The organism is Labrenzia sp. THAF82 (assembly GCF_009363435.1).
GTDB lineage: Bacteria > Pseudomonadota > Alphaproteobacteria > Rhizobiales > Stappiaceae > Roseibium > Roseibium porphyridii.
On record NZ_CP045354.1, the window covers coordinates 3267277 to 3287796 of the forward strand.

Consider the following 20520-nt stretch of genomic DNA (forward strand, 5'->3'; position numbering starts at 1 on the left):
TTAGATCGCGTCGGTGCCGGACTCACCGGTCCTGATGCGAACAGCTTCTTCGATGTTAGACACGAAAATCTTGCCGTCACCAATGCGACCTGTTTGCGCGGCGGACCGGATCGCATCAACGGCTTTCTCGACCATGTCATCGCCGAGTACGATCTCGACTTTCACCTTGGGGAGAAAATCCACGACATACTCAGCGCCGCGATAAAGTTCGGTGTGGCCCTTCTGGCGACCAAAACCCTTGGCCTCGGTCACGGTGATGCCCTGAAGGCCAACTTCCTGCAGAGCTTCCTTAACCTCGTCCAGTTTGAAGGGCTTGATGATCGCTTCGATCTTTTTCATCACCTTGTGTCTCTCTCCACTTGTCAGGCCGTGAGTGCTCGGCTGGTCGTTAGTTGTCCGGTTCTCGTAGAGACAAGTCGACCCTACGGGCCCGGAGGGACCGTTGACCGCAACAAAGCATGATGTGTGCCAACCGAAGTTGGTCACCTGCAAATTTTTGAAGGGCCTAGAATTCCGCCAAAAAAATCAGCAATTCAAGCAGTGCAGTTTCGAATAACACACGCAGCCCAACATGTAGATGACTACTTACTAGGCAACTCGCCTAATTAATAGGCGGAAATTGTGCTGCTTCCATCATCAAAAGGTTGGATCTCGACAAAACTGACCATCCCTTGCAAAGGTGCCCCTGCAGGATATTGAGGTTCGAACCAATGACAACAGACTGGCACTCACCATACACCTTCTTGCTGTCTCCCACAGAAATGGGCCGGGCTGACAGACTGACTATCGAGGGTGGCATTGCCGGTATCGAATTGATGGAGCAGGCCGGGCAGGCGGTGGTGCGTGCAGCCGTGGAATTGGTATCAGCAGGTGCGCGAATTCTTATTCTTTGTGGCCCTGGAAACAATGGAGGTGACGGTTTCATTGCGGCACGATGCCTTGCCGCCATGGGATATGGCATCGACGTTCTTCTGATCAGCCCGGCTGATCGGCTTAAGGGCGATGCACGCCTGGCCTTTGAGAGGATGGGGTTGCCTGCCGAACGCATCGGTGAAGGCCAAGAAGGACAAAAACGCCTGCCCATGCTTCTGGACAGCGTGGACCTGATCATCGACGGTCTATTCGGTGCCGGTCTAGACCGGCCTCTCGAGGGTGAGATCAAGCAAATTGTCGACGCTGTGAATGATAGCGGCAAACCGGTATTGGCCATCGATCTTCCCTCTGGTGTCAATGGCGCCAGTGGCCAGAAACTGGGATCAGCGGTCAGGGCACAAAGAACGGTTACGTTCTTTTGCGAAAAGCCTGGTCATTTGCTTTTTCCTGGTCGGGAACTCTGTGGCGCAGTTGTCGTGGCACAGATCGGGATCCGGCCGGACGTGTTTGGCGATATCAGGCCACAAACCTTCGAAAATGCGCCTGCACTTTGGCGACATGCCTGGCCGATGGCGAGCCAGCAGGGGCATAAATACACCAAGGGCCACGCAGTTGTCTTCAGCGGCTCTGTTTCTTCAACAGGGGCCGCCAGACTGGGCGCTGCTGCAGCACTGCGCGCCGGGGCCGGGCTTGTAACGCTCGCATCACCCCCGGATGCAATGATGGTCAACGCCTGCCACTTGACCGCTGTCATGCTGAAAAAACTGGCTGGCGAAAAGGCTGTCCAGGATTTGCTGTCAGATGAGCGATATTCTTCTGTTCTAATCGGTCCCGGGTTCGGTATTGGTGCTGGGACTCGCTCTTCGGTAGAGGCCATTCTTCGCGCCAGTCGAGCGACCGTACTAGATGCAGACGCCTTGACCAGTTTTTCTGAAACTCCCGAACATCTTTTTTCCCTGGTCAAACTATGTGATGCACCGGTTGTTCTGACACCACATGAGGGCGAGTTCGCAAGGATTTTCCCGCAGGTCGAGGGTGACAAACTCGCGCGTGCACGATTGGCAGCCAGGCTTTCCGGCGCCACACTCATATTGAAGGGGCCCGATACCGTCATCGCTTCACCTGATGGCCGTGCCGCGATCAACCACAATGCACCGCCCTGGCTGGCGACGGCTGGATCCGGCGACGTTCTTGCCGGCATCACGACCGGATTGCTTGCTCAAGGTGTTTCCGGCTTTGAGGCCGCCTGCCAGGCGGTGTGGTTCCATGGAGAAGCAGGAAATATCGTTGGGCCCGGACTGATAGCTGAAGACCTTGCCCCGGCTCTCAAAGAGGTGCTGCGAGCGCTTGTGGACAAATTCGGTGAGGGGTAGGGCCGCAGCCTCGTTTTTCCTTTGACGGAAAAGTCAGTGGTGCTATAGAAGCCCCGCTTCATCGGCAGAGCGACAAAGGCTCTGCAGTGCGGATGTGGTGAAATTGGCAGACACGCCAGATTTAGGTTCTGGTGCCGCAAGGCGTGGGGGTTCAAGTCCCTCCATCCGCACCAATATTCTACGCGTTTCCGGTCCTTCAGCCTGACTTGATAAAGCGTTGTTCGAGAGAGCACCATCAAACACACCCGAATATTGCGACCTGCTCAATCGACCTCGTTCTGCTGTGGCTTTTGGCGGAACAGGTGATTGGCTACCTCACCAAAATTTGGTGTTTTCACAATGACATAACGCTGATTGGCAACTTCGATTGACGGTGGCATGCCTGTCTTTTCAAAGGCGTCGTGTCCCTCTTTCAAGTTTTGCCAGAAATCAGACCACTCAGAGGAGGTTTGCTGGGAATGATTTTCATCGGTCATTCGAAAAGGAAACACATGTACGTCAAAGGCTTCCTGTCCGTTTTTGAAGGCTTCATTCGCAGCCAAATAGATCTCTTCAATGCCTGCATCCGTCATCGCATAGCAGCCAATTGAGACACAGCTCCCGTGGATCATCAGGAAGCTTCCGGTCCGGCCAAGAGCGCGGTCATAGGCGTTGGGAAAACCCAAATTGAAGGAAAGGTGATAGTGACTGTTCGGGTTCATGAGCCCGCGTGTGACCTTGTAGAAACCTTCAGGGCTTTGCCTGTCACCTTCCTTCAGCTTCGGTCCCAGCTCACCTGAAAAGTTGCAAATTGGATAGGTCTTGAAGCGCTTGAATCCATTTATGGTCGCCGCCCAGAGTTCAAGCTCGCTGGATGCCTTGAAAACCCGGATAAATACGGGTGAACCTAGTCTCAAACCCTTTTCGGCAAACTCTTTTTCAAGCCTCGGCAGCACTCTTGCCGCAACGTTCTCCAAGCGTTCAGAAGTTGGCAATTTGTGTTGCGCAAAAACGGAGGTCGCCAACAGTGAGAACACAAAGATCAAAATGAGCCCGGAGAGCAGCAGGAAAATGTGTCTTTGCGTATTTTGCTTCACGCAATGTCTCCAAAACGCCGAATGCTGAAGGCTGTGGCGAGGGAAGGTTGAATTGCCAAACTTGTGAAAGTTAAGGTGAGATGTCCAGTCACGCGGCTGAACCTGCTTGAAAATTCCGATAAATTGCGGCCGAATTGGCGTTGCAGGCACTTGCAAGCATCCAGGGCGCAACGATCAGAGTGGCAAGGCCTTTATGAAGCTACGGATGAACAGACGGCACGTGTTGAAGCTTTCAGCCAGCTCCGTGATGGCAACGTCCACCCTGCTGCCGCGCTATGCGTCGGCTGTTCAGACGAGTTTCGATGTGATTGTGATCGGGGCGGGAATTGCCGGCCTTGCGGCGGCTGGCAGGCTCACGGAACTTGGATATTCCGTCGTCGTTCTGGAGGCTACAGATACCGTCGGTGGCCGGATCAGAACGGATTGGCGCTTGGGAGCCCCCTTTGAAGTTGGCGCTGGTTGGATACATGGCCCGCAGAAGAACCCGATATCTGGTCTCGCGGCCAGGATTGATGCACCGATCTTTGTGACCCGGGATGACAGTTTCGAGGTCTATTCCCGAACGGGAGAACGGCAATCCCGTCAGCGAATATATGATGCATATGAAGACCTTACGGAGCTTTATGAGCAGGTCGACGCACAAGTCGGCACTGGGCAATCGCTTGAAGCTGCTCTTCGTTCCTTGCCTGATAACCGCCTGGCAGATCCAGTTTTGAACTGGATGGCGAGTGCCTATACGGAGTTCTCGACCGGAGGCGCCTTGGAGACATTGTCAGCCTACTATTTTGACGAAGATGACGTCCTCGAAGGCGATGACGTCATCCTCCCGGAAGGCTATGACAAAATTCCCAGCGCTCTGTCGGGCGGATTGGACATACGCTTCAATACTCCGGTTGAAGCTGTCGAATATGAGAAAGGCGAGGGAGCAACTGTGTTGAGCGCAGGTGGAAAATTCGAAGCGGATTTTGTCATTTGTACCGTTCCACTTGGTATGCTCAAGCAGCAACGAATTGATTTCGATCCACCTCTGCCAAAAAAGCTCCGCTCGCATATCGCCAATCTTGGCTTTGGAAACGTAACAAAGCTCGCACTTAAGTTCGATGCTCCATTTTGGCCGTTGGACATCCAATATTTCGGCTATATGAGCGAACCAAGAGGGCGATGGAACTACTTCCTGAACTACCGGACTTTCAGTAACGAAAACATACTTTTAGGCGTCAGTGTTGGCGCTTATGCTCTGGAAGTTGAAAAGCTTTCCGACGCTGAAATGGTGGCCGACTGCATGGCAGCCATCCGTGCAATGTTCGGACCCGGTGCGCCGGAACCTGTTGCGCATATTGCAACCAGGTGGTCAGAAGACCTTTGGACCGGCGGCGCCTATTCCTATTCGAAACTGGGCAGTTCACCGCAGGATTTCGAGGGCCTTCAAGAGCCTGTCGCCGATACGCTTTTATTCGCAGGCGAACATACGAATTTTGCGTATCACGGGACTACGCATGGCGCTTACATGAGCGGTTTGCGCGCCGCAAAATCAATTGACGAGGATTTGGCGGACTGAGGAAAATTTCATCGACTGAGGAATCTCGGCCCAAGGGTGAAAGATGTTTCAAGAAGCCAATTGTTTTCTGGTGGAATCGCGATCGGGACCGTTCTTGGTTTTAGAACAACTTTCCGCATGTCTTATCGCTGCGATTTCCCCGTCTCCCCTTGACACTTCGGACCCCAAGCAGTATCGCGCTCCCATCGTGCGTCTCGGACTCCGTTCAAGGCGATGCGCTGCTGTTTGAACGCTTCCGGAAAAAGGGGAGTACCGGCAGCGCGGCACACGGAATTTTAAAACAAAACCTCCGGGGCGGATTGCCGCTCGGGATTGAGGACGACTAAACCCATGCAGGTAACCGAAACCCTCTCTGAGGGCCTCAAGCGTGAGCTGAAAATCGACATTCCGGCTGGTGATCTTGCCGCCAAGCTCGAAGACTACATGGCCGACCTGAAATCCAAGGCCAACATCAAGGGCTTTCGTCCGGGCAAAGTGCCGCTTGGACACCTGAAGAAAATGTATGGCCGTCAGGCCATGGCAGAAATTCTGTCCAACACCATTCAGGAAACCACGCAGAAGGCCGTTGAGGAGCGCTCCGAGCGCCCGGCATTGACACCGGAAATTGATCTTCCGGAAGAAGATGCTGAAAAGATCATGGCTGGAGACGCCGATCTTTCCTTCAAGATGACCTACGACGTTCTGCCTGATTTCGACATTGTCGATTTCGCCGGCATTGAAATCGAGCGCCCGGTCGTTGAGATCGAACAAGGTGAAGTCGACGAACAAGTTGCTGAAATCGCCAAGAACAACACACCGTTCGATACCAAGGACGGTGCTGCGGAAAATGGCGACCGGGTGACTATGTCTTACCTCGGCAAGATCGACGGTGAGCCGTTTGAAGGCGGTGCTGACGAGAACGGTCAGCTGGTGCTGGGCTCCGGTCAATTCATTCCTGGCTTTGAAGATCAGCTGGTCGGTGCCAAGGCAGGCGACGAAAAAGTCGTTGAAGTGTCCTTCCCGGAGGACTACCCGGCGGCTCACCTTGCCGGCAAGGCAGCTGCTTTCGATGTCGTTGTCAAGGAAGTTGCAGCGCCTGGTGAAGCAACCATCGACGATGAGTTTGCCAAGGGACTTGGTCTCGAATCACTTGAAAATCTGAAAGAGATTGTTCGTGGTCAGATTGAAGGTCAGTTCGGCCAGATGACCCGTCAGCGCGTAAAGCGTCAGCTTCTCGACAAGCTCGACGAGCATTATTCTTTCGAGCTTCCCGAAAAACTGCTCGACAGTGAATTCGATGTTGTCTGGCGCCAGGTCGAAGAAGACATGAAGCGCAACGAAAAGACCTTCGAAGACGAGGACACCACGGAAGAAGAGGCGAAGGCGGAATACCGCAAAATCGCCGAGCGCCGCGTGCGCCTTGGCCTGGTCCTGTCCGAGATTGGTGAGAAGAACGGCATTCAGGTTACTGACGAAGAGCTGCAGCGTGCGCTTTATGACCGTGTGCGCCAGTTCCCGGGTCAAGAACAGCAGGTGTTCGAGTTCTACAAGAACAACCAGCAGGCCCTGGCAAGCCTTCGTGCGCCGATCTACGAAGAAAAAGTCGTCGACTACATGCTGGAGCTTGCCAAGGTAAGCGACAAGACGGTGACCAAGGAAGAGCTCGAAAAGCTGGTCGCCGACGACGAGGAAGACGCGTAAGCTTTTTCCCCCATATCCCCAGATGCGGCAGTGGTTTTAACTTTGCTTTCATGCCGCATCTGTCATGACTTTGCGTTGAGGGCGACATCTCATATATACGGGATGTCGCTTTTTTCGAGTCAGGCCCTGAATCGATGCGCTTCAAGGCCTGTTTCAAGCCAGGGAATCATCCCGGCATCATCTCAAGCATATGGATGAGGTATGAAGGATCCTGTCGATATCTACATGAACACACTCGTGCCGATGGTTGTCGAGCAGACAAACCGGGGCGAGCGGGCCTTCGATATCTTCTCGCGCCTGCTCAAGGAGCGCATCATCTTCCTGACCGGTCCGGTCGAGGATCACATGGCAACCCTGGTCAGCGCGCAGCTTCTTTATCTGGAAGCGGAGAATCCGAGCAAGGAAATCGCAATCTACATCAACTCACCGGGCGGTCTGGTGACATCTGGTCTTGCGATTTACGACACAATGCAGTTTATCCGACCGGCGGTATCGACCCTTTGCATTGGCCAGGCGGCCTCTATGGGGTCTTTGCTGTTGGCAGCCGGACACAAGGACATGCGCTCAATTCTGCCCAATGCCCGTGTGATGGTTCATCAGCCATCGGGCGGTTTCCGTGGGCAGGCGGCGGATATCATGCTTCATGCACAGGAAATCCTGGCTATGAAGCGCCGGCTGAATGAAATCTACGTGAAGCACACCGGACAAAGCCTTGATCAGGTTGAAGAAGCGCTTGAGCGTGACAACTTCATGACTGCTGAAAAGGCTAAGGAATTCGGCATCGTAGATAATGTCATCACTGACCGTACAGGTCTTGGTGGCGAAGAGACCGAATAACGGGCTTACCTGGTCTTAAGCAAAGATTGAATTTCTTTGATTGAGACCGGGAAAACCCCAATTGATGCCGGGTTTTCATCTTCGCCTTAAACCTATATTGATTTTTAATGGCGAAGCATGGTGACATCGGACCTAGAGAAGCGGCGCTTCGGTGTCTCTTCGGTACCGGTGGGTCCGGATGGGCCAAACCGGCTGAAAAGGGGAAACGCCCCACAAACGCGAGGTTGACTACATGACCAAGGCCAGCGGCAGCGATTCCAAGAATACGCTTTACTGCTCCTTCTGCGGCAAGAGCCAGCATGAGGTTCGCAAGCTGATCGCCGGCCCGACTGTTTTCATTTGCGATGAATGTGTCGAGCTGTGCATGGATATCATCCGTGAGGAGAACAAATCCTCGCTGGTGAAGTCTCGGGACGGGATCCCGACCCCTCAAGAGATCCGCGACGTTCTGGATGACTATGTCATCGGACAGGGTAGTGCCAAGAAGGTACTATCGGTCGCCGTTCACAATCACTACAAGCGCCTGAATCACGCATCGAAAAGCAACGATGTGGAGCTGGCGAAATCGAACATCCTTCTGGTTGGTCCGACCGGGTGCGGCAAAACTCTGCTAGCGCAAACACTAGCCCGCATTCTGGACGTGCCCTTCACCATGGCGGATGCGACGACACTTACAGAAGCCGGTTATGTCGGTGAAGATGTTGAAAACATCATTCTGAAGTTGCTGCAGTCCGCTGACTACAATGTTGAGCGTGCGCAGCGTGGCATTGTCTATATCGATGAAGTCGACAAGATCAGCCGGAAAGCCGACAACCCTTCGATCACGCGTGACGTGTCGGGAGAAGGTGTTCAGCAGGCGCTCTTGAAGATCATGGAAGGCACGGTCGCTTCCGTTCCACCGCAAGGCGGGCGAAAGCATCCGCAGCAGGAATTCCTGCAAGTGGACACCACCAACATCCTGTTCATCTGCGGTGGTGCGTTCGCTGGTCTCGACAAGATTATTTCCGACAGGGGCACCCAGTCGTCGATAGGTTTCCAGGCGCAGGTTCACGCACCTGAAGACCGTCGTATCGGTGAGCTCTTTGCCGAGCTGGAACCTGAAGACCTGCTGAAATTCGGTCTCATTCCGGAATTCGTCGGTCGTTTGCCGGTGATCGCGACGCTGGAAGATCTGGACGAAGATGCGCTGGTGACAATTCTGACGGAGCCTAAGAATGCTCTGGTCAAGCAGTATCAGCGTCTGTTCGAAATGGAACAGGTAGAGCTTTCCTTCCACGAAGACGCGCTCAAGGCAATTGCGCGTAAGGCAATCGAACGCAAGACTGGCGCGCGTGGCCTTCGGTCGATCCTTGAATCGATCCTGCTGGATACGATGTACGAGCTGCCTGGCCTGAAAGGCGTCAAGGAAGTCGTGATTTCGCCGGAAGTCGTGAAGGGAGAGGCGCGGCCCCTCTATATTTACGAGGACCGTGAGGAAAGCTCGGCGTCAAGCGCCTGAGACCTTTGACTGACAGTTGAAAATAAGCGTGAATAAATGCCGCTCCATAAGAGCGGCATTTTGCATTTTCCAGCTGAAGCCACTGATGTGACGCGTTTTCCACCGCAGGTGTGAGTCGTCAACAGACAAGGCTTCACAAGGACGCGTGATTACCTTGACACCAGCAGGTCTGGTGTCCACCTAATAGGCCTAAAGAACGGCTCGTGCGGACTGTCGGTGCGCCCATCTGGGGTGCCGAGGTCAGGCCACTCGGTTCTTCCAGGATCCGAAAGCTGTTTTCCAGTGTTCTGGCTGCCTTTTAATGAGTGGGGCCCGGACACGCTGAGAAAGGAAAAAAAATGAGCGACGCAGAAATCCGCGCCACAGATCCGGACAGCACGGCTGTCTATCCAGTCCTGCCCCTGCGCGACATTGTCGTCTTCCCGCATATGATCGTGCCGCTGTTTGTCGGCCGCGAGAAGTCGATCAAGGCGCTCGAAGAAGTGATGACCACCGACAAGCACATTCTGCTGGCGACCCAGATGAATGCAGCTGATGACGATCCGAATCCGGATCAGATCTACAATGTCGGTACGCTCGCAACCGTGCTTCAATTGCTGAAACTGCCTGACAACACCGTCAAGGTGCTCGTGGAAGGCGGTGCTCGTGCGCAGATTGGAGACTATTCTGATCGCACGGACTATTTTGAAGCGACCGCTACAGTTCTTCCCGAGCGCGATGGCGAGAACATCGAGGTCGAAGCTCTCGCACGCTCAGTCGTTTCCGAGTTCGAAAATTATGTGAAACTGAATAAGAAGGTTTCGCCGGAAGTGCTCGGTGCGGTCAATCAGATCGACGATTATTCCAAGTTGGCCGATACCATTGCGTCGCATCTGGCTATCAAGATCCCTGAAAAGCAGGAAATTCTCGGCGTTGTTTCCGTCGCAGAGCGTCTTGAGCGCGTTCTTGGCATGATGGAAAGCGAAATTTCCGTTCTTCAGGTTGAAAAACGCATTCGTTCGCGCGTCAAGCGGCAGATGGAGAAAACGCAGCGCGAGTACTACCTGAATGAGCAGATGAAGGCCATTCAGAAGGAACTTGGCGACAGCGAAGACGGCCGCGACGAAATTGCTGAACTTGAGGAAAAGATCAAGAAGACGAAGCTCACCAAAGAAGCACGTGAGCGGGCTGCTGCTGAGATCAAGAAGCTCAAGCAGATGAGCCCAATGTCCGCTGAAGCGACCGTCGTGCGCAACTATCTCGACTGGCTGATCGGCATTCCCTGGAACAAGAAGTCCAAGGTCAAACACGATCTGGCGCTGGCCGAGAAGGTGCTCGACACCGACCATTACGGTCTCGACAAGGTTAAAGAGCGGATCGTCGAATATCTTGCGGTACAGAGCCGGGCCAACAAGTTGCGCGGCCCGATCTTGTGCCTCGTCGGTCCTCCCGGCGTCGGTAAAACGTCACTAGGCAAGTCCATAGCCAAGGCCACGGGACGTGAATTCGTTCGAATGTCGCTCGGCGGCGTGCGTGATGAAGCCGAAATCCGGGGTCACCGTCGCACCTATATCGGCTCGATGCCCGGCAAGGTCATCCAGTCGATGAAAAAGGCGAAGAAGTCCAATCCGCTTTTCCTTCTCGACGAGATCGACAAGATGGGCATGGACTTCCGGGGCGACCCGTCTTCAGCTTTGCTCGAAGTTCTTGATCCGGAGCAAAACTCTTCGTTCATGGATCACTACCTCGAGGTTGAATACGATCTTTCCGACGTAATGTTCGTGACCACGGCCAATACGCTGAATATCCCCGGTCCGTTGATGGATCGTATGGAGATCATCCGTATTGCTGGTTACACCGAAGAAGAGAAGGTGGAAATCTGCCGCCGTCACCTCATTCCAAAGGCGGAAAAAGATCACGGCCTGAGGGATGGTGAGTTCTCCATCGAGGACGATGCGCTGCAGTTCGTCGTGCGTCGCTATACCCGGGAAGCGGGTGTGCGAAACCTTGAGCGCGAAATGGCGACCCTGGCCCGTAAGGCGGTCAAGGATATCCTGATGAGCGACAAGGAAAGCATTACCGTTACGCCGGAAGTGGTCGAAGAATATCTCGGCGTTCCGCGGTTCCGGTATGGTGAAGCCGAACTGGAAGACCAGGTTGGTGTTGTCACCGGTCTAGCGTGGACGGAAGTCGGCGGCGAACTTCTTACCATCGAAGGCGTGATGATGCCGGGTAAGGGCAAGATGACCGTAACCGGCAATCTGAAGGACGTGATGAAAGAATCGATTTCAGCGGCTGCGTCCTATGTTCGCTCCCGCGCGATCGATTTCGGCATTGAACCACCGACCTTCGACAAGAAGGATATTCACGTTCACGTGCCTGAAGGTGCGACGCCGAAGGACGGTCCTTCTGCAGGCATCGCGATGGCAACAGCCGTGATTTCCACAATGACCGGAATTCCGGTTCGCCGCGATGTTGCCATGACCGGCGAGATTACGCTTCGCGGACGGATACTGCCGATCGGTGGCCTGAAGGAAAAACTGCTCGCTGCGCTGCGCGGTGGCATCAAGCTTGTCATGATCCCGGAAGACAATGCCAAGGACCTGGCTGACATTCCGGACTCGGTCAAGAATTCGCTTGAAATCATCCCGGTATCCGGAATGGAAGAGGTGCTGAAAAATGCTCTGATCCGTCTCCCGGAGCCCATCGAATGGGATGAAGCAGCCGCAAATGCCGCAACCAAGGCGAGTGAAAAAGAAGAAGACGGGTCTGGAATTTTGGCTCACTAAGAGCCAATTTGCACCGCACAAAACGTCAAGCCCCGGGTCAACCGGGGCTTTTCTTTTGAAAAATCGGTAGAAATGGCTGTTTTCTGCGAAAAAACCACTTGCGTTTCGCGTCAATTCGCACGAATTTCGCGCAACGGCGCTGACAGGAATCGTCGGCACTCTGCCGTTTCTTAGAAAGGTATCTGCTATGAATAAGAACGATCTGATCGCAGCTGTTGCAGAAAAGACTGGCCTCACCAAAGCGCAGGCAGGCGAAGCAGTTGACGCAACTTTTGATGCAGTCACAGAAACGCTGAAAAGCGGTGACGAGGTCCGCATCATCGGCTTTGGTAACTTCACGGTTTCTGCCCGTGCTGCAACCGAAGGCCGGAACCCGCGGACTGGCGAAACGATCCAGATCCCGGCTTCTAAGACGCCGAAGTTCAAGGCTGGTAAAGGCCTGAAAGACGCTGTGAACTCTTAATCGTTCCAGACCGTTTTCAATTGACCCCGGGCTTGCGATTGCAGGACCGGGGTTTTTTGTGTCTATAATAGCAATCTATGAGTGCTTCTCTTTGAATTACATATTTAGATTTATCTTTTCCCTGGCGATGCAGAACTCCTTGCAAGGAGAGAGCCATGACACTTCAAGCGCTGATTAGCCGCCGGCAACGCGCATTATTTGACGCCTGGGTTCGCGACCCGCTTGTCCAGGTCCAGGTGGAGCACCCGGAATGGTTGGGACGCCTTGTCTTTCTTGATGATTATGATGATGGCATTGAACCAGAACGGGCAGGGCGTAGAAGCCTGAAAAATGTGGCCATCGTCCGTAGGCCTGGAAACCCGGACGAAAACGCAAGTGTCTGGGTGCGGGCGGGCTACTCTTCCTATCAAAAGGCATGGCTGGCTTTCGTGAATCAGGTTTACGGCATCAAAGCCACCAGCACCGACCTTGCGGGCTACAACATTGATCATTTGCTGAACAAAGCGCGCAGCCCTAACAAGGCAGGGTTCATTCGTGTTGAGGCAATCAACGACGCAGTCAATCAGGCGTGGGGAGGTTTGTTTGAGCGGGCAGCGAGCAACCCGGAATTTTCTGCAAATCAAAAGAGACTCAGGCGAACAATGTCGTGGATCATTGCCGCCAAACTGATGGATCAACCCCCACCAAGAGGGCCGAACGATCAACAGGGAATCGCCCGGCTTGTCCAGTTTTTCAATCGTAATGGCCTTGCCGGTGACAATCCTCAGCGCGGTCTGACGGATATGCTGCAGTTTGCGTACCGGTTTCGATAACCGGTCTTCAGGTCGTTCCGTTCGAACACAGGGCCTATCAGAGTTCAAGACGCTCCATATTGCTGGCTTTGTCAGGTGGAAGGATGCCTCTGCTGGTGTTGTGTTTGCTCAGGCTCGACAAAGCTGGTTTGAAGCCGTCATCCACAAGTATGGTTAGGAATGCTATTTTCTTGGAAATAGGACTTGCCAAGAAAGTGGCGACAACCTAAAAGGCGTCTCACCTCGTTGAGGGCGATTAGCTCAGTTGGTAGAGCGCTTCGTTTACACCGAAGATGTCGGGAGTTCGAGTCTCTCATCGCCCACCATTTTCTTTCCTAAATTCAAAGACTTTGGCTTTTGCTGGGGACGCTATGCGTCCCGGTCTTCCTTCGTTTCTGTTCAGTGAGTTTTTTCCGGTCGGCACGGCATCGTCTGTTCTTTCGCGAACAGGTCTGATCCTATGAAACAGTAATTGCAAAAAGATGGATGGAGTTCGTTTGAATTTCTTGGTGCAGCTTCAAGGACTTGGCTGCAATCCATGGACTAACTTCACTATTAAATGAGCACTGAGTGCACTTTTTTGCTTGTTTTTCGCCGTGTTTGGTTCTTATAAATTTCACCGGCTAATAAAAAAAGCATCGAAGAATTAGAAGTTTAATGAGATGGCGATTGTCCTTTTTATCAAGATATTGGGATCAGTTATGCTCCTCCTCTATGCAGTTCGCATGGTGAGGACCGGTTTTGAACGGGTGTCAGGTCCCGCGCTCAAACGCACCATCAACAAAGCCGCCTCCGGACGGGTGACCGGCGCAATGTCCGGCATGGCGGTGGCGGTTCTGCTGCAAAGTGCTACGGCGGTAGCCGTGCTGGCTGCGAGCTTTGCAACCTCTGGCATCCTTTCAACGGCTGCAGGGCTTGCAGTCCTGCTTGGCGCCGATCTCGGCTCGTCTCTCCTCGTACAGATCCTTGTGTTCGACCTTAGCTGGCTGGTGCCGCTGTTGCTGGCAGCAGGAGGGTGGTTGTTCCTGAAACTTGAGTCGCGAACGACGAAACAGGCAGGACGGATCCTGATCGGCATTGCACTCGTGCTGATCTCGCTTCAGATGATCGGGGAATCGACGGCACCTTTGAAAGAAGCTCAGTTCATGCCGCATATTGCCGGTTATCTGGCTGGCGATGCGTCAACAGCACTGGTGCTTGGAGCGGTGCTCGCTTTTCTAATTCATTCCAGTGTGGCAGCCGTATTGATGATTGCAGCCTTCGTGCAAAATGCAGGCCTGCCATTGGAGGCTGCTGTGCCGATGGTTTTAGGCGCGAATATCGGGGCAGGGTTTGTTGCGCTCTGGCTGACACGGGGCATGGATCAAAAGGCCCGGCAGCTACCACTCGGGAATTTGATCTTCAGGGCAGGTGGCGCTTTGATTGCGTTGACGTTGGTCACATCCATTCCTCTTCCATTGGAGACGTTAAGCAGCGTTCCTGCGCAACAAGTCGTGGCGGTGCATATCTTGTTCAATCTGCTGCTGGTATTGACCTGTCTACCTTTGACCGGACCCGTCGCGAGACTAGCCGCGCGGTTGATGCCCGCAAGAGAGCGGGGATCCGACACCAGCGACACCCTAGTCAAAAGTGCTCTGGATCAACGGGTCGTACATGTCCCCAGACTGGCACTTGCAAGTGCGACCCGGGAGCTCCTGCGAATGGGGGAACTGGTTGAGCTTATGACCCGTCCGGTGATGGCGATGCTTGAAAACGGCGATCAAAAGGAAATCAATCGCCTTCAGGCAATAGATGAGAACGTCAACAGGATCCACTCCGACATCAAGCTCTATATTGCCGAGGTAAACCGCGGTGAGTTGACGTCTGAAGAGGCCGAACGGAGCATGGAGCTGGCAAGTTTTGCGATCAATCTGGAGAGGGCTGGCGATCTGGTGTCAAAAAACCTTCTGGAGCGTGCGGTTGAGCTCCAGGAAAGGGGGATCAGTTTTTCCAGAGATGGGCAAGTCGAACTTGAAAACATGCATGATCGTGTGTTGGCCAACATGCAGTTGGCGCTCAATGTACTTGTCTCCGGTGATGTTGCTTCAGCACGAGAACTGATCGCCGAGAAAGACAGGATGCGGCAATTGGAACGGGAATGTCATGACCGGCATCTGGACCGGTTGAAATCGAGAACACCGGAAAGCATTGATTCAAGCAACGTGCATATGGAAGTCGTACGCAGTCTCAAGGAAATCAATTCGCTCTACGCCACCGTGGCGGTACCGATACTGGCACTGGAAGGGCAATTGATGGACAGCCGCCTTGTGCCAGCACAATAATGCCACCTTATTGAAAAGACTGCGCCAATTCGCACAATGGGTTTGTTCAAAACACTGAAGGCACCGTGTCACAAAATCAGTTTGCCGGTTTCGCTTTTTTGCATTGCAGACTTGTTGGTCGGGGGTGAGTTATCCACATTGAAGAGCGGCAACTTAGAAGCGGAAAAACCGAGTTGTCTGCGGCTTTGTCAAAAAAGGCAATTTGGATGCGTCAGTGCGCTTGACTTCGCTTTCCAGCCGCCGTACATCAGCGCCACTTCACGGCAACACTGCGTTGCCGCGCGAAGCGGGTGTAGCTCAGTTGGTTAGAGTGCCGGCCTGTCACGCCGGAGGTCGCGGGTTCGAGCCCCGTCACTCGCGCCACTTCTCACTAAGATGCAAATTGTATCTTGAAAGAAGCGGCGCAAATATACCGTGATTGTGCGGGTGTAGCTCAGTTGGTTAGAGTGCCGGCCTGTCACGCCGGAGGTCGCGGGTTCGAGCCCCGTCACTCGCGCCACTCACGGTTCCCGAACTTGTTCCCTTAAATCTCAAATGCCGAATGGTGTGACCGCACATGCGGCCAACCAGGCACGACCAGATTCTTGTCGCTTGGGTCTGAATGGTGCGCGTAGGTTCGCGTAAAAGTATTCGACAGCGTCAGCCTCTTCAATTTGTTACTGTTTTGGGTCTTCCCTTGTTTTTGAATGGCGATTCTACTCAAGGGGTGGAATTCCGGCTCGGGTGCGTCATAATCCCGCGCAGCCTGTGTAAAGATTTTGCGATTGCACAAACTGGCTAAAATAAAGGAGTTGGCAGGGGTCGTTTGGAAATTGGCTCATATGTGGCAAGAGTTTGACCCGGTAGGGGTCTTGCGTTGCACCAAGCCGTAAGTTAAGCGTGCGCTCGCATGTTGGTTTCATAAAGCCGACGGGTTCTGCGCGACCAGCCGGCTCTATGAGGCTAAGAGGTGCAGCCCCGGCTCCGGATCGCCTCTCGATCCGCCTCCATATGCAAGGACGCGAAAGACATGGAAGAACTCTTGCGGGAATATGTCCCGATCGTCGTGTTCATCGGCATTGCACTGGTGATCGGCCTTGCCTTGCTGATTTCACCGTTTTTATTGGCCTATAAAAACCCGGATCCGGAAAAGCTGTCGGCCTACGAGTGCGGTTTCAACGCATTCGACGATGCACGTATGAAATTCGACGTGCGTTTCTATCTGGTCTCGATTCTCTTCATCATCTTCGATCTTGAAGTTGCCTTCCTGTTTCCATGGGCGGTCGTATTCGGCGACCTCGGCTGGTACGGGTTTTGGTCCATGATGGTCTTTCTTGGCGTCCTGACTGTTGGCTTTATCTACGAATGGAAAAAAGGAGCGCTGGAATGGGATTGAGCACTACCGATCCGATCGTCGCTCCCAAATCCAAAGGCATCATTGATCCGAACACCGGTAAGCCTATCGGAGAGGACGACGCGTTTTTCCTTGAGGTCAACAACGAGCTGGCCGACAAAGGCTTTCTTGTGACTTCGACGGACAACCTAATTCAATGGGCCCGCACGGGCTCTTTGATGTGGATGACCTTTGGTCTCGCGTGCTGTGCTGTTGAAATGATGCAGATGTCCATGCCGCGCTATGATGCGGAGCGTTTCGGATTTGCCCCGCGAGCTTCCCCGCGTCAGTCAGACGTTATGATCGTGGCCGGAACGCTGACCAACAAGATGGCTCCTGCGCTTCGCAAGGTCTACGATCAGATGCCTGAGCCACGTTATGTGATTTCGATGGGATCATGCGCAAACGGCGGTGGCTACTATCACTATTCCTATTCGGTGGTTCGAGGATGTGACCGGGTCGTGCCGGTAGACATCTACGTTCCCGGGTGCCCGCCGACGGCGGAAGCGCTGCTATACGGCGTGATGCTGCTGCAAAAGAAAATTCGTCGTACGGGAACCATCGAAAGATAAGGGTTTTAACGCCTGAGTTTGCGGCGAATTCAAAGGATAGGCGCTTGCCGGCGCGTTAAATGGAAGGCTCCGAGGGAGTGAGGTCAAACACCATGGACGAGACTTTGAAGGAACTCGCTGAGCACGTCGAGCTTGGCCTTGGCGAGTCTCTCGTGTCCTGGAAAGCAGAATTCGGTGAATTAACGCTGAGCGTGAACGCGACCGACATTCTGGATGTGGTGCGCTTTCTGCGTGACAATGCGTCTTGCAAATTCGTCAATTTGACCGACATTTGCGGCGTTGATTATCCGGAGCGTGAAAAACGCTTCGATGTTGTATATCACTTCCTGTCACCTGTTCAGAACCAGCGTATCCGCGTGAAAATCGCGACCGATGAGACGACAGCTGTCGCCTCACTGACGCCGCTCTTTCCGGGCGCGGAGTGGTTCGAGCGCGAAGCTTACGATATGTACGGGATCCTGTTTTCAGGTCATCCGGACCTGCGGCGCATCCTCACTGACTACGGCTTTGACGGACATCCGCTGCGCAAGGATTTCCCGGTAACCGGTTTTGTGGAAGTTCGCTATGACGACCAGAAGAAACGTGTCGTCTACGAGCCTGTTCGACTGAACCAGGAAATGCGTTCCTTCGACTTTCTCTCGCCTTGGGAGGGTACGGACTACGTACTGCCTGGCGATGAGAAGGCGACAACCAACTGATCGGCAGGGCAGGGATGAGCGAGCGGCTTTCTGGTGGATGTCTTTGCGGCGCAGTACGGTTCAGTGCGCAGCCTGACAACGGCGAAATGGGTGTGTGTCATTGCGGCATGTGCCGGCGCTGGACAGGCGGGACATTCATGGCTGTTGGCTGCGGCCCCATGAGCAGCATTCAAATTGAAGGTGAGGACGCTCTCAGCGTCTATAAAGCTTCAGACTACGGCGAGCGGGTTTTTTGCTCGAAATGCGGCTCGACATTGATTTGGCGCATGGCTGACGGCTCTCACGCCAGCCTTTCCGCTCAGGCCTTTGACGATCCGTCGCAATTCAAATTCACCACGGAGATTTTCGTGGACGAACAGCCGGCCAACTACGCGTTTGCAAACGAGACGCGCAAAATGACCGGCCCTGAAGTTTTTGCGTATTACACGCAGCAAATGCAGGAACCTCAAAATGGCTGAGGCTCAGGTCCGTAACTTCAACATCAATTTCGGGCCCCAGCACCCGGCGGCCCACGGCGTTTTGCGTCTGGTCCTGGAGCTGGACGGTGAGGTGGTGACACGCGTTGATCCGCATATCGGTCTTCTTCACCGGGGTACCGAAAAGCTGATCGAGCAAAAGACCTATCTGCAGGCCGTTCCTTATTTCGACCGTCTCGACTACGTGGCGCCGATGAACCAGGAGCACGCCTTTGCTTTGGGCGTCGAGAAGTTGCTTGGCATCGAGGTTCCAAAGCGCGGCCAGCTTATCCGGGTGCTTTATTCGGAAATCGGACGGTTATTGTCTCACCTTTTGAATATCACGACGCAGGCTCTCGATGTCGGTGCTCTGACACCGCCGCTTTGGGGGTTTGAGCCGCGCGAAGAATTGATGGTGTTCTATGAGCGCGCCTGTGGTGCCCGCATGCACGCAGCCTATGTGCGTCCGGGGGGAGTTCACCAGGACCTGCCAAGGGATCTTCTGGATGATATCTGGGACTTTTGCGATCCGTTTTTGCAAACCTGTGATGACATTGAAGGACTGTTGACGGACAACCGTATTTTCAAGCAACGGAACGTCGACATCGGTGTTGTCGATCTGGATGATGCGTGGGCCTGGGGCTTTTCCGGTGTCATGGTCCGGGGATCGGGCGCTCCTTGGGACCTTCGCAAATCTCAGCCATATGAGTGCTATTCCGAACTCGACTTCGACATTCCCATTGGAAAGAACGGCGATTGTTATGACCGCTATTTGATCCGGATGGAAGAAATGCGGCAGTCGGTTCGCATCATGAAGCAGTGTCTTGAGAAGCTGACTGTTGAGACAGGGCCCGCGTCATCAATCGATGGCAAGATCGTTCCTCCGAAACGGGGTGAAATGAAGCGGTCGATGGAAGCGCTCATACACCACTTCAAGCTCTACACCGAGGGTTACCACGTTCCCGCCGGTGAGGTTTATGCAGCGGTGGAAGCACCCAAAGGCGAATTTGGCGTTTATCTGGTCTCTGACGGCACAAACAAACCTTATCGCTGCAAGATCAAGGCGCCAGGTTATGCGCATCTGCAAGCGATGGATTTCCTTTGCAAGGGTCATATGCTTGCCGACGTTTCTGCGGTTCTCGGTTCCATGGACATCGTTTTTGGCGAGGTCGACCGCTAGATCATGACCTCGGTTGGAAACCCCATTGTTGTTGATTGGCGCACCGGTGCGATTTCAAACGCATCGCCTGTTGAGCGCGCCGGCCTCACTGCCATGAGCATTGCGGCTAGAGCGCTTGCGCCAGTAAACAGTCGTGGAATTTCCTATGTGGCCAAACTGATCAGCAAAGCTCTGCCCAGTCAAAAAGACATCTGCCTCGTGATGGACGAGGACCTAGAATTCTCATTCCCCTATGGAGATGCTTATTGGAGCCGCTTGTTGCAGCCCTTGAGCCTCTATGAGGAGGAAATCGAGGCGCTTCTGCTGACTTTTGTTGATCTTGACTACGCCTTCATCGATTGCGGTGCGAACTACGGTTATTGGTCGGCAAAGGTAACCAGCAGACGGTTCGGCAAACGCCAGACTGCCGCGGTGGAACTCGACCCGGTGAATTTCAAAAGGCTGCGCGAGAACGCGGTTCTGAACGACAACCGGTTCATTTGCATCAACCGGGCGGTGTTCGACAAGGATGGAGAAGTCCTGAACTTCTTCGGCCGCAAACATGAGGCTAGATCGCTGGTCGATCAGCAGGTTTCAGGGCGCGCGCTCGGTGATGTCGAGACGATAACTCTGGACAAGATTATCGAAGAAGCCGGGCTTGAGGATCACTCGAACATAATCTTGAAACTCGACGTTGAAGGAAGCGAGATTGAAGCTCTGAAGGGAGCAAGCAATCTTCTGCAAAAAGATGTTCTGATCATCTATGAAGACCATGGCGCCGATAGGAGTCATTCGGTTTCGAAGTACCTTTCCGAAGAATGTGGCATGCGGCTGTTTGGCTACAATGCTGATCGTTACTTCGAACTGGGCGCGGTTTTGGAGCTTGACGGCCTGAAACCCGACCGCCGCAAAGGTTATGATTTTTTCGCGACACAAAGCCGATTCTGGGTGGATCGTCTTGCCGGCCTTGTGGCCGGTCAGACGCAGACCAGAGATGGCGGTGTGGCAGTCGCGCAGTAAACGGGG

Annotated in this window: 17 protein-coding genes and 4 tRNA genes; 19 read left to right on the plus strand and 2 right to left on the minus strand. The window is 53.8% G+C overall.

Annotation, left to right across the window (positions count from 1 at the left end):
- Window positions 1-339, minus strand: a complete 339-nt coding sequence (locus tag FIV00_RS15365; protein WP_152501565.1) for a P-II family nitrogen regulator — start codon at window positions 337-339, stop codon at window positions 1-3.
- A gap of 371 nt (window positions 340-710) precedes the next feature.
- Between FIV00_RS15365 and FIV00_RS15370 the strand changes: the two genes are divergently transcribed.
- Window positions 711-2246: an NAD(P)H-hydrate dehydratase gene (locus FIV00_RS15370; protein WP_152501566.1), complete on the plus strand. Its 1536-nt coding sequence runs from the start codon at window positions 711-713 to the stop codon at window positions 2244-2246.
- An 88-nt stretch (window positions 2247-2334) separates the two neighbouring features.
- Window positions 2335-2419: transfer RNA gene (locus FIV00_RS15375), tRNA-Leu, on the plus strand.
- 90 nt (window positions 2420-2509) lie between these two features.
- Here FIV00_RS15375 and FIV00_RS15380 read toward each other — a convergent pair.
- Window positions 2510-3322, minus strand: a complete 813-nt coding sequence (locus FIV00_RS15380; protein WP_209006557.1) for a murein L,D-transpeptidase family protein — start codon at window positions 3320-3322, stop codon at window positions 2510-2512.
- A gap of 205 nt (window positions 3323-3527) precedes the next feature.
- Here FIV00_RS15380 and FIV00_RS15385 point away from each other — a divergent pair, with 205 nt between their 5' ends.
- From FIV00_RS15385 to FIV00_RS15465, 17 genes are all read left to right on the plus strand, one after another.
- The gene (locus FIV00_RS15385) at window positions 3528-4880 is read left to right on the plus strand and encodes an FAD-dependent oxidoreductase (protein ID WP_209006558.1); all 1353 of its coding nucleotides are present in this window, start codon (window positions 3528-3530) and stop codon (window positions 4878-4880) included.
- A 330-nt stretch (window positions 4881-5210) separates the two neighbouring features.
- The gene (tig, locus tag FIV00_RS15390) at window positions 5211-6560 is read left to right on the plus strand and encodes a trigger factor (protein WP_152501568.1); all 1350 of its coding nucleotides are present in this window, start codon (window positions 5211-5213) and stop codon (window positions 6558-6560) included.
- Window positions 6561-6761: 201 nt separating this feature from the next.
- Window positions 6762-7397 (plus strand): ATP-dependent Clp protease proteolytic subunit, encoded by a 636-nt coding sequence (locus tag FIV00_RS15395; RefSeq protein ID WP_152501569.1) that lies wholly within the window; start codon window positions 6762-6764, stop codon window positions 7395-7397.
- A 232-nt stretch (window positions 7398-7629) separates the two neighbouring features.
- Window positions 7630-8895 carry an ATP-dependent Clp protease ATP-binding subunit ClpX gene (gene clpX, locus FIV00_RS15400; protein ID WP_152501570.1) on the plus strand — a complete coding sequence of 422 codons (1266 nt, stop codon included), beginning with the start codon at window positions 7630-7632 and terminating at the stop codon, window positions 8893-8895.
- A gap of 338 nt (window positions 8896-9233) precedes the next feature.
- The gene (gene lon / locus FIV00_RS15405) at window positions 9234-11663 is read left to right on the plus strand and encodes an endopeptidase La (RefSeq protein ID WP_152501571.1); all 2430 of its coding nucleotides are present in this window, start codon (window positions 9234-9236) and stop codon (window positions 11661-11663) included.
- Between the two features lie 187 nt (window positions 11664-11850).
- Window positions 11851-12126, plus strand: a complete 276-nt coding sequence (locus FIV00_RS15410) for an HU family DNA-binding protein (protein ID WP_152501572.1) — start codon at window positions 11851-11853, stop codon at window positions 12124-12126.
- 155 nt (window positions 12127-12281) lie between these two features.
- A complete protein-coding gene (locus FIV00_RS15415; protein ID WP_152501573.1) occupies window positions 12282-12938 on the plus strand; it encodes a hypothetical protein in 657 nt (218 codons plus the stop codon).
- A gap of 229 nt (window positions 12939-13167) precedes the next feature.
- A tRNA-Val gene (locus FIV00_RS15420) sits at window positions 13168-13243 on the plus strand.
- Between the two features lie 375 nt (window positions 13244-13618).
- The gene (locus FIV00_RS15425) at window positions 13619-15238 is read left to right on the plus strand and encodes a Na/Pi cotransporter family protein (protein WP_247649246.1); all 1620 of its coding nucleotides are present in this window, start codon (window positions 13619-13621) and stop codon (window positions 15236-15238) included.
- Between the two features lie 286 nt (window positions 15239-15524).
- A tRNA-Asp gene (locus FIV00_RS15430) sits at window positions 15525-15601 on the plus strand.
- A gap of 59 nt (window positions 15602-15660) precedes the next feature.
- A tRNA-Asp gene (locus FIV00_RS15435) sits at window positions 15661-15737 on the plus strand.
- Window positions 15738-16247: 510 nt separating this feature from the next.
- The gene (locus tag FIV00_RS15440) at window positions 16248-16613 is read left to right on the plus strand and encodes an NADH-quinone oxidoreductase subunit A (RefSeq protein WP_152501575.1); all 366 of its coding nucleotides are present in this window, start codon (window positions 16248-16250) and stop codon (window positions 16611-16613) included.
- Window positions 16604-17182, plus strand: a complete 579-nt coding sequence (locus FIV00_RS15445; protein ID WP_152501576.1) for an NADH-quinone oxidoreductase subunit B family protein — start codon at window positions 16604-16606, stop codon at window positions 17180-17182. Before FIV00_RS15440 ends, FIV00_RS15445 begins: the two co-directional genes overlap by 10 nt.
- Before the next feature lie 92 nt (window positions 17183-17274).
- On the plus strand, window positions 17275-17880 hold the full coding sequence (locus tag FIV00_RS15450; RefSeq protein WP_152501577.1) for an NADH-quinone oxidoreductase subunit C: 606 nt from the start codon (window positions 17275-17277) through the stop codon (window positions 17878-17880).
- A gap of 14 nt (window positions 17881-17894) precedes the next feature.
- Complete coding sequence (locus FIV00_RS15455) at window positions 17895-18338, plus strand: GFA family protein (RefSeq protein WP_152501578.1); 444 nt, start codon at window positions 17895-17897, stop codon at window positions 18336-18338.
- On the plus strand, window positions 18331-19515 hold the full coding sequence (locus FIV00_RS15460) for an NADH-quinone oxidoreductase subunit D (protein WP_152501579.1): 1185 nt from the start codon (window positions 18331-18333) through the stop codon (window positions 19513-19515). The genes FIV00_RS15455 and FIV00_RS15460 overlap by 8 nt, the downstream gene beginning before the upstream one ends.
- Window positions 19516-19518: 3 nt before the next feature.
- Window positions 19519-20514: an FkbM family methyltransferase gene (locus FIV00_RS15465; RefSeq protein WP_152501580.1), complete on the plus strand. Its 996-nt coding sequence runs from the start codon at window positions 19519-19521 to the stop codon at window positions 20512-20514.
- The last annotated feature ends 6 nt before the right edge of the window (window positions 20515-20520 follow it).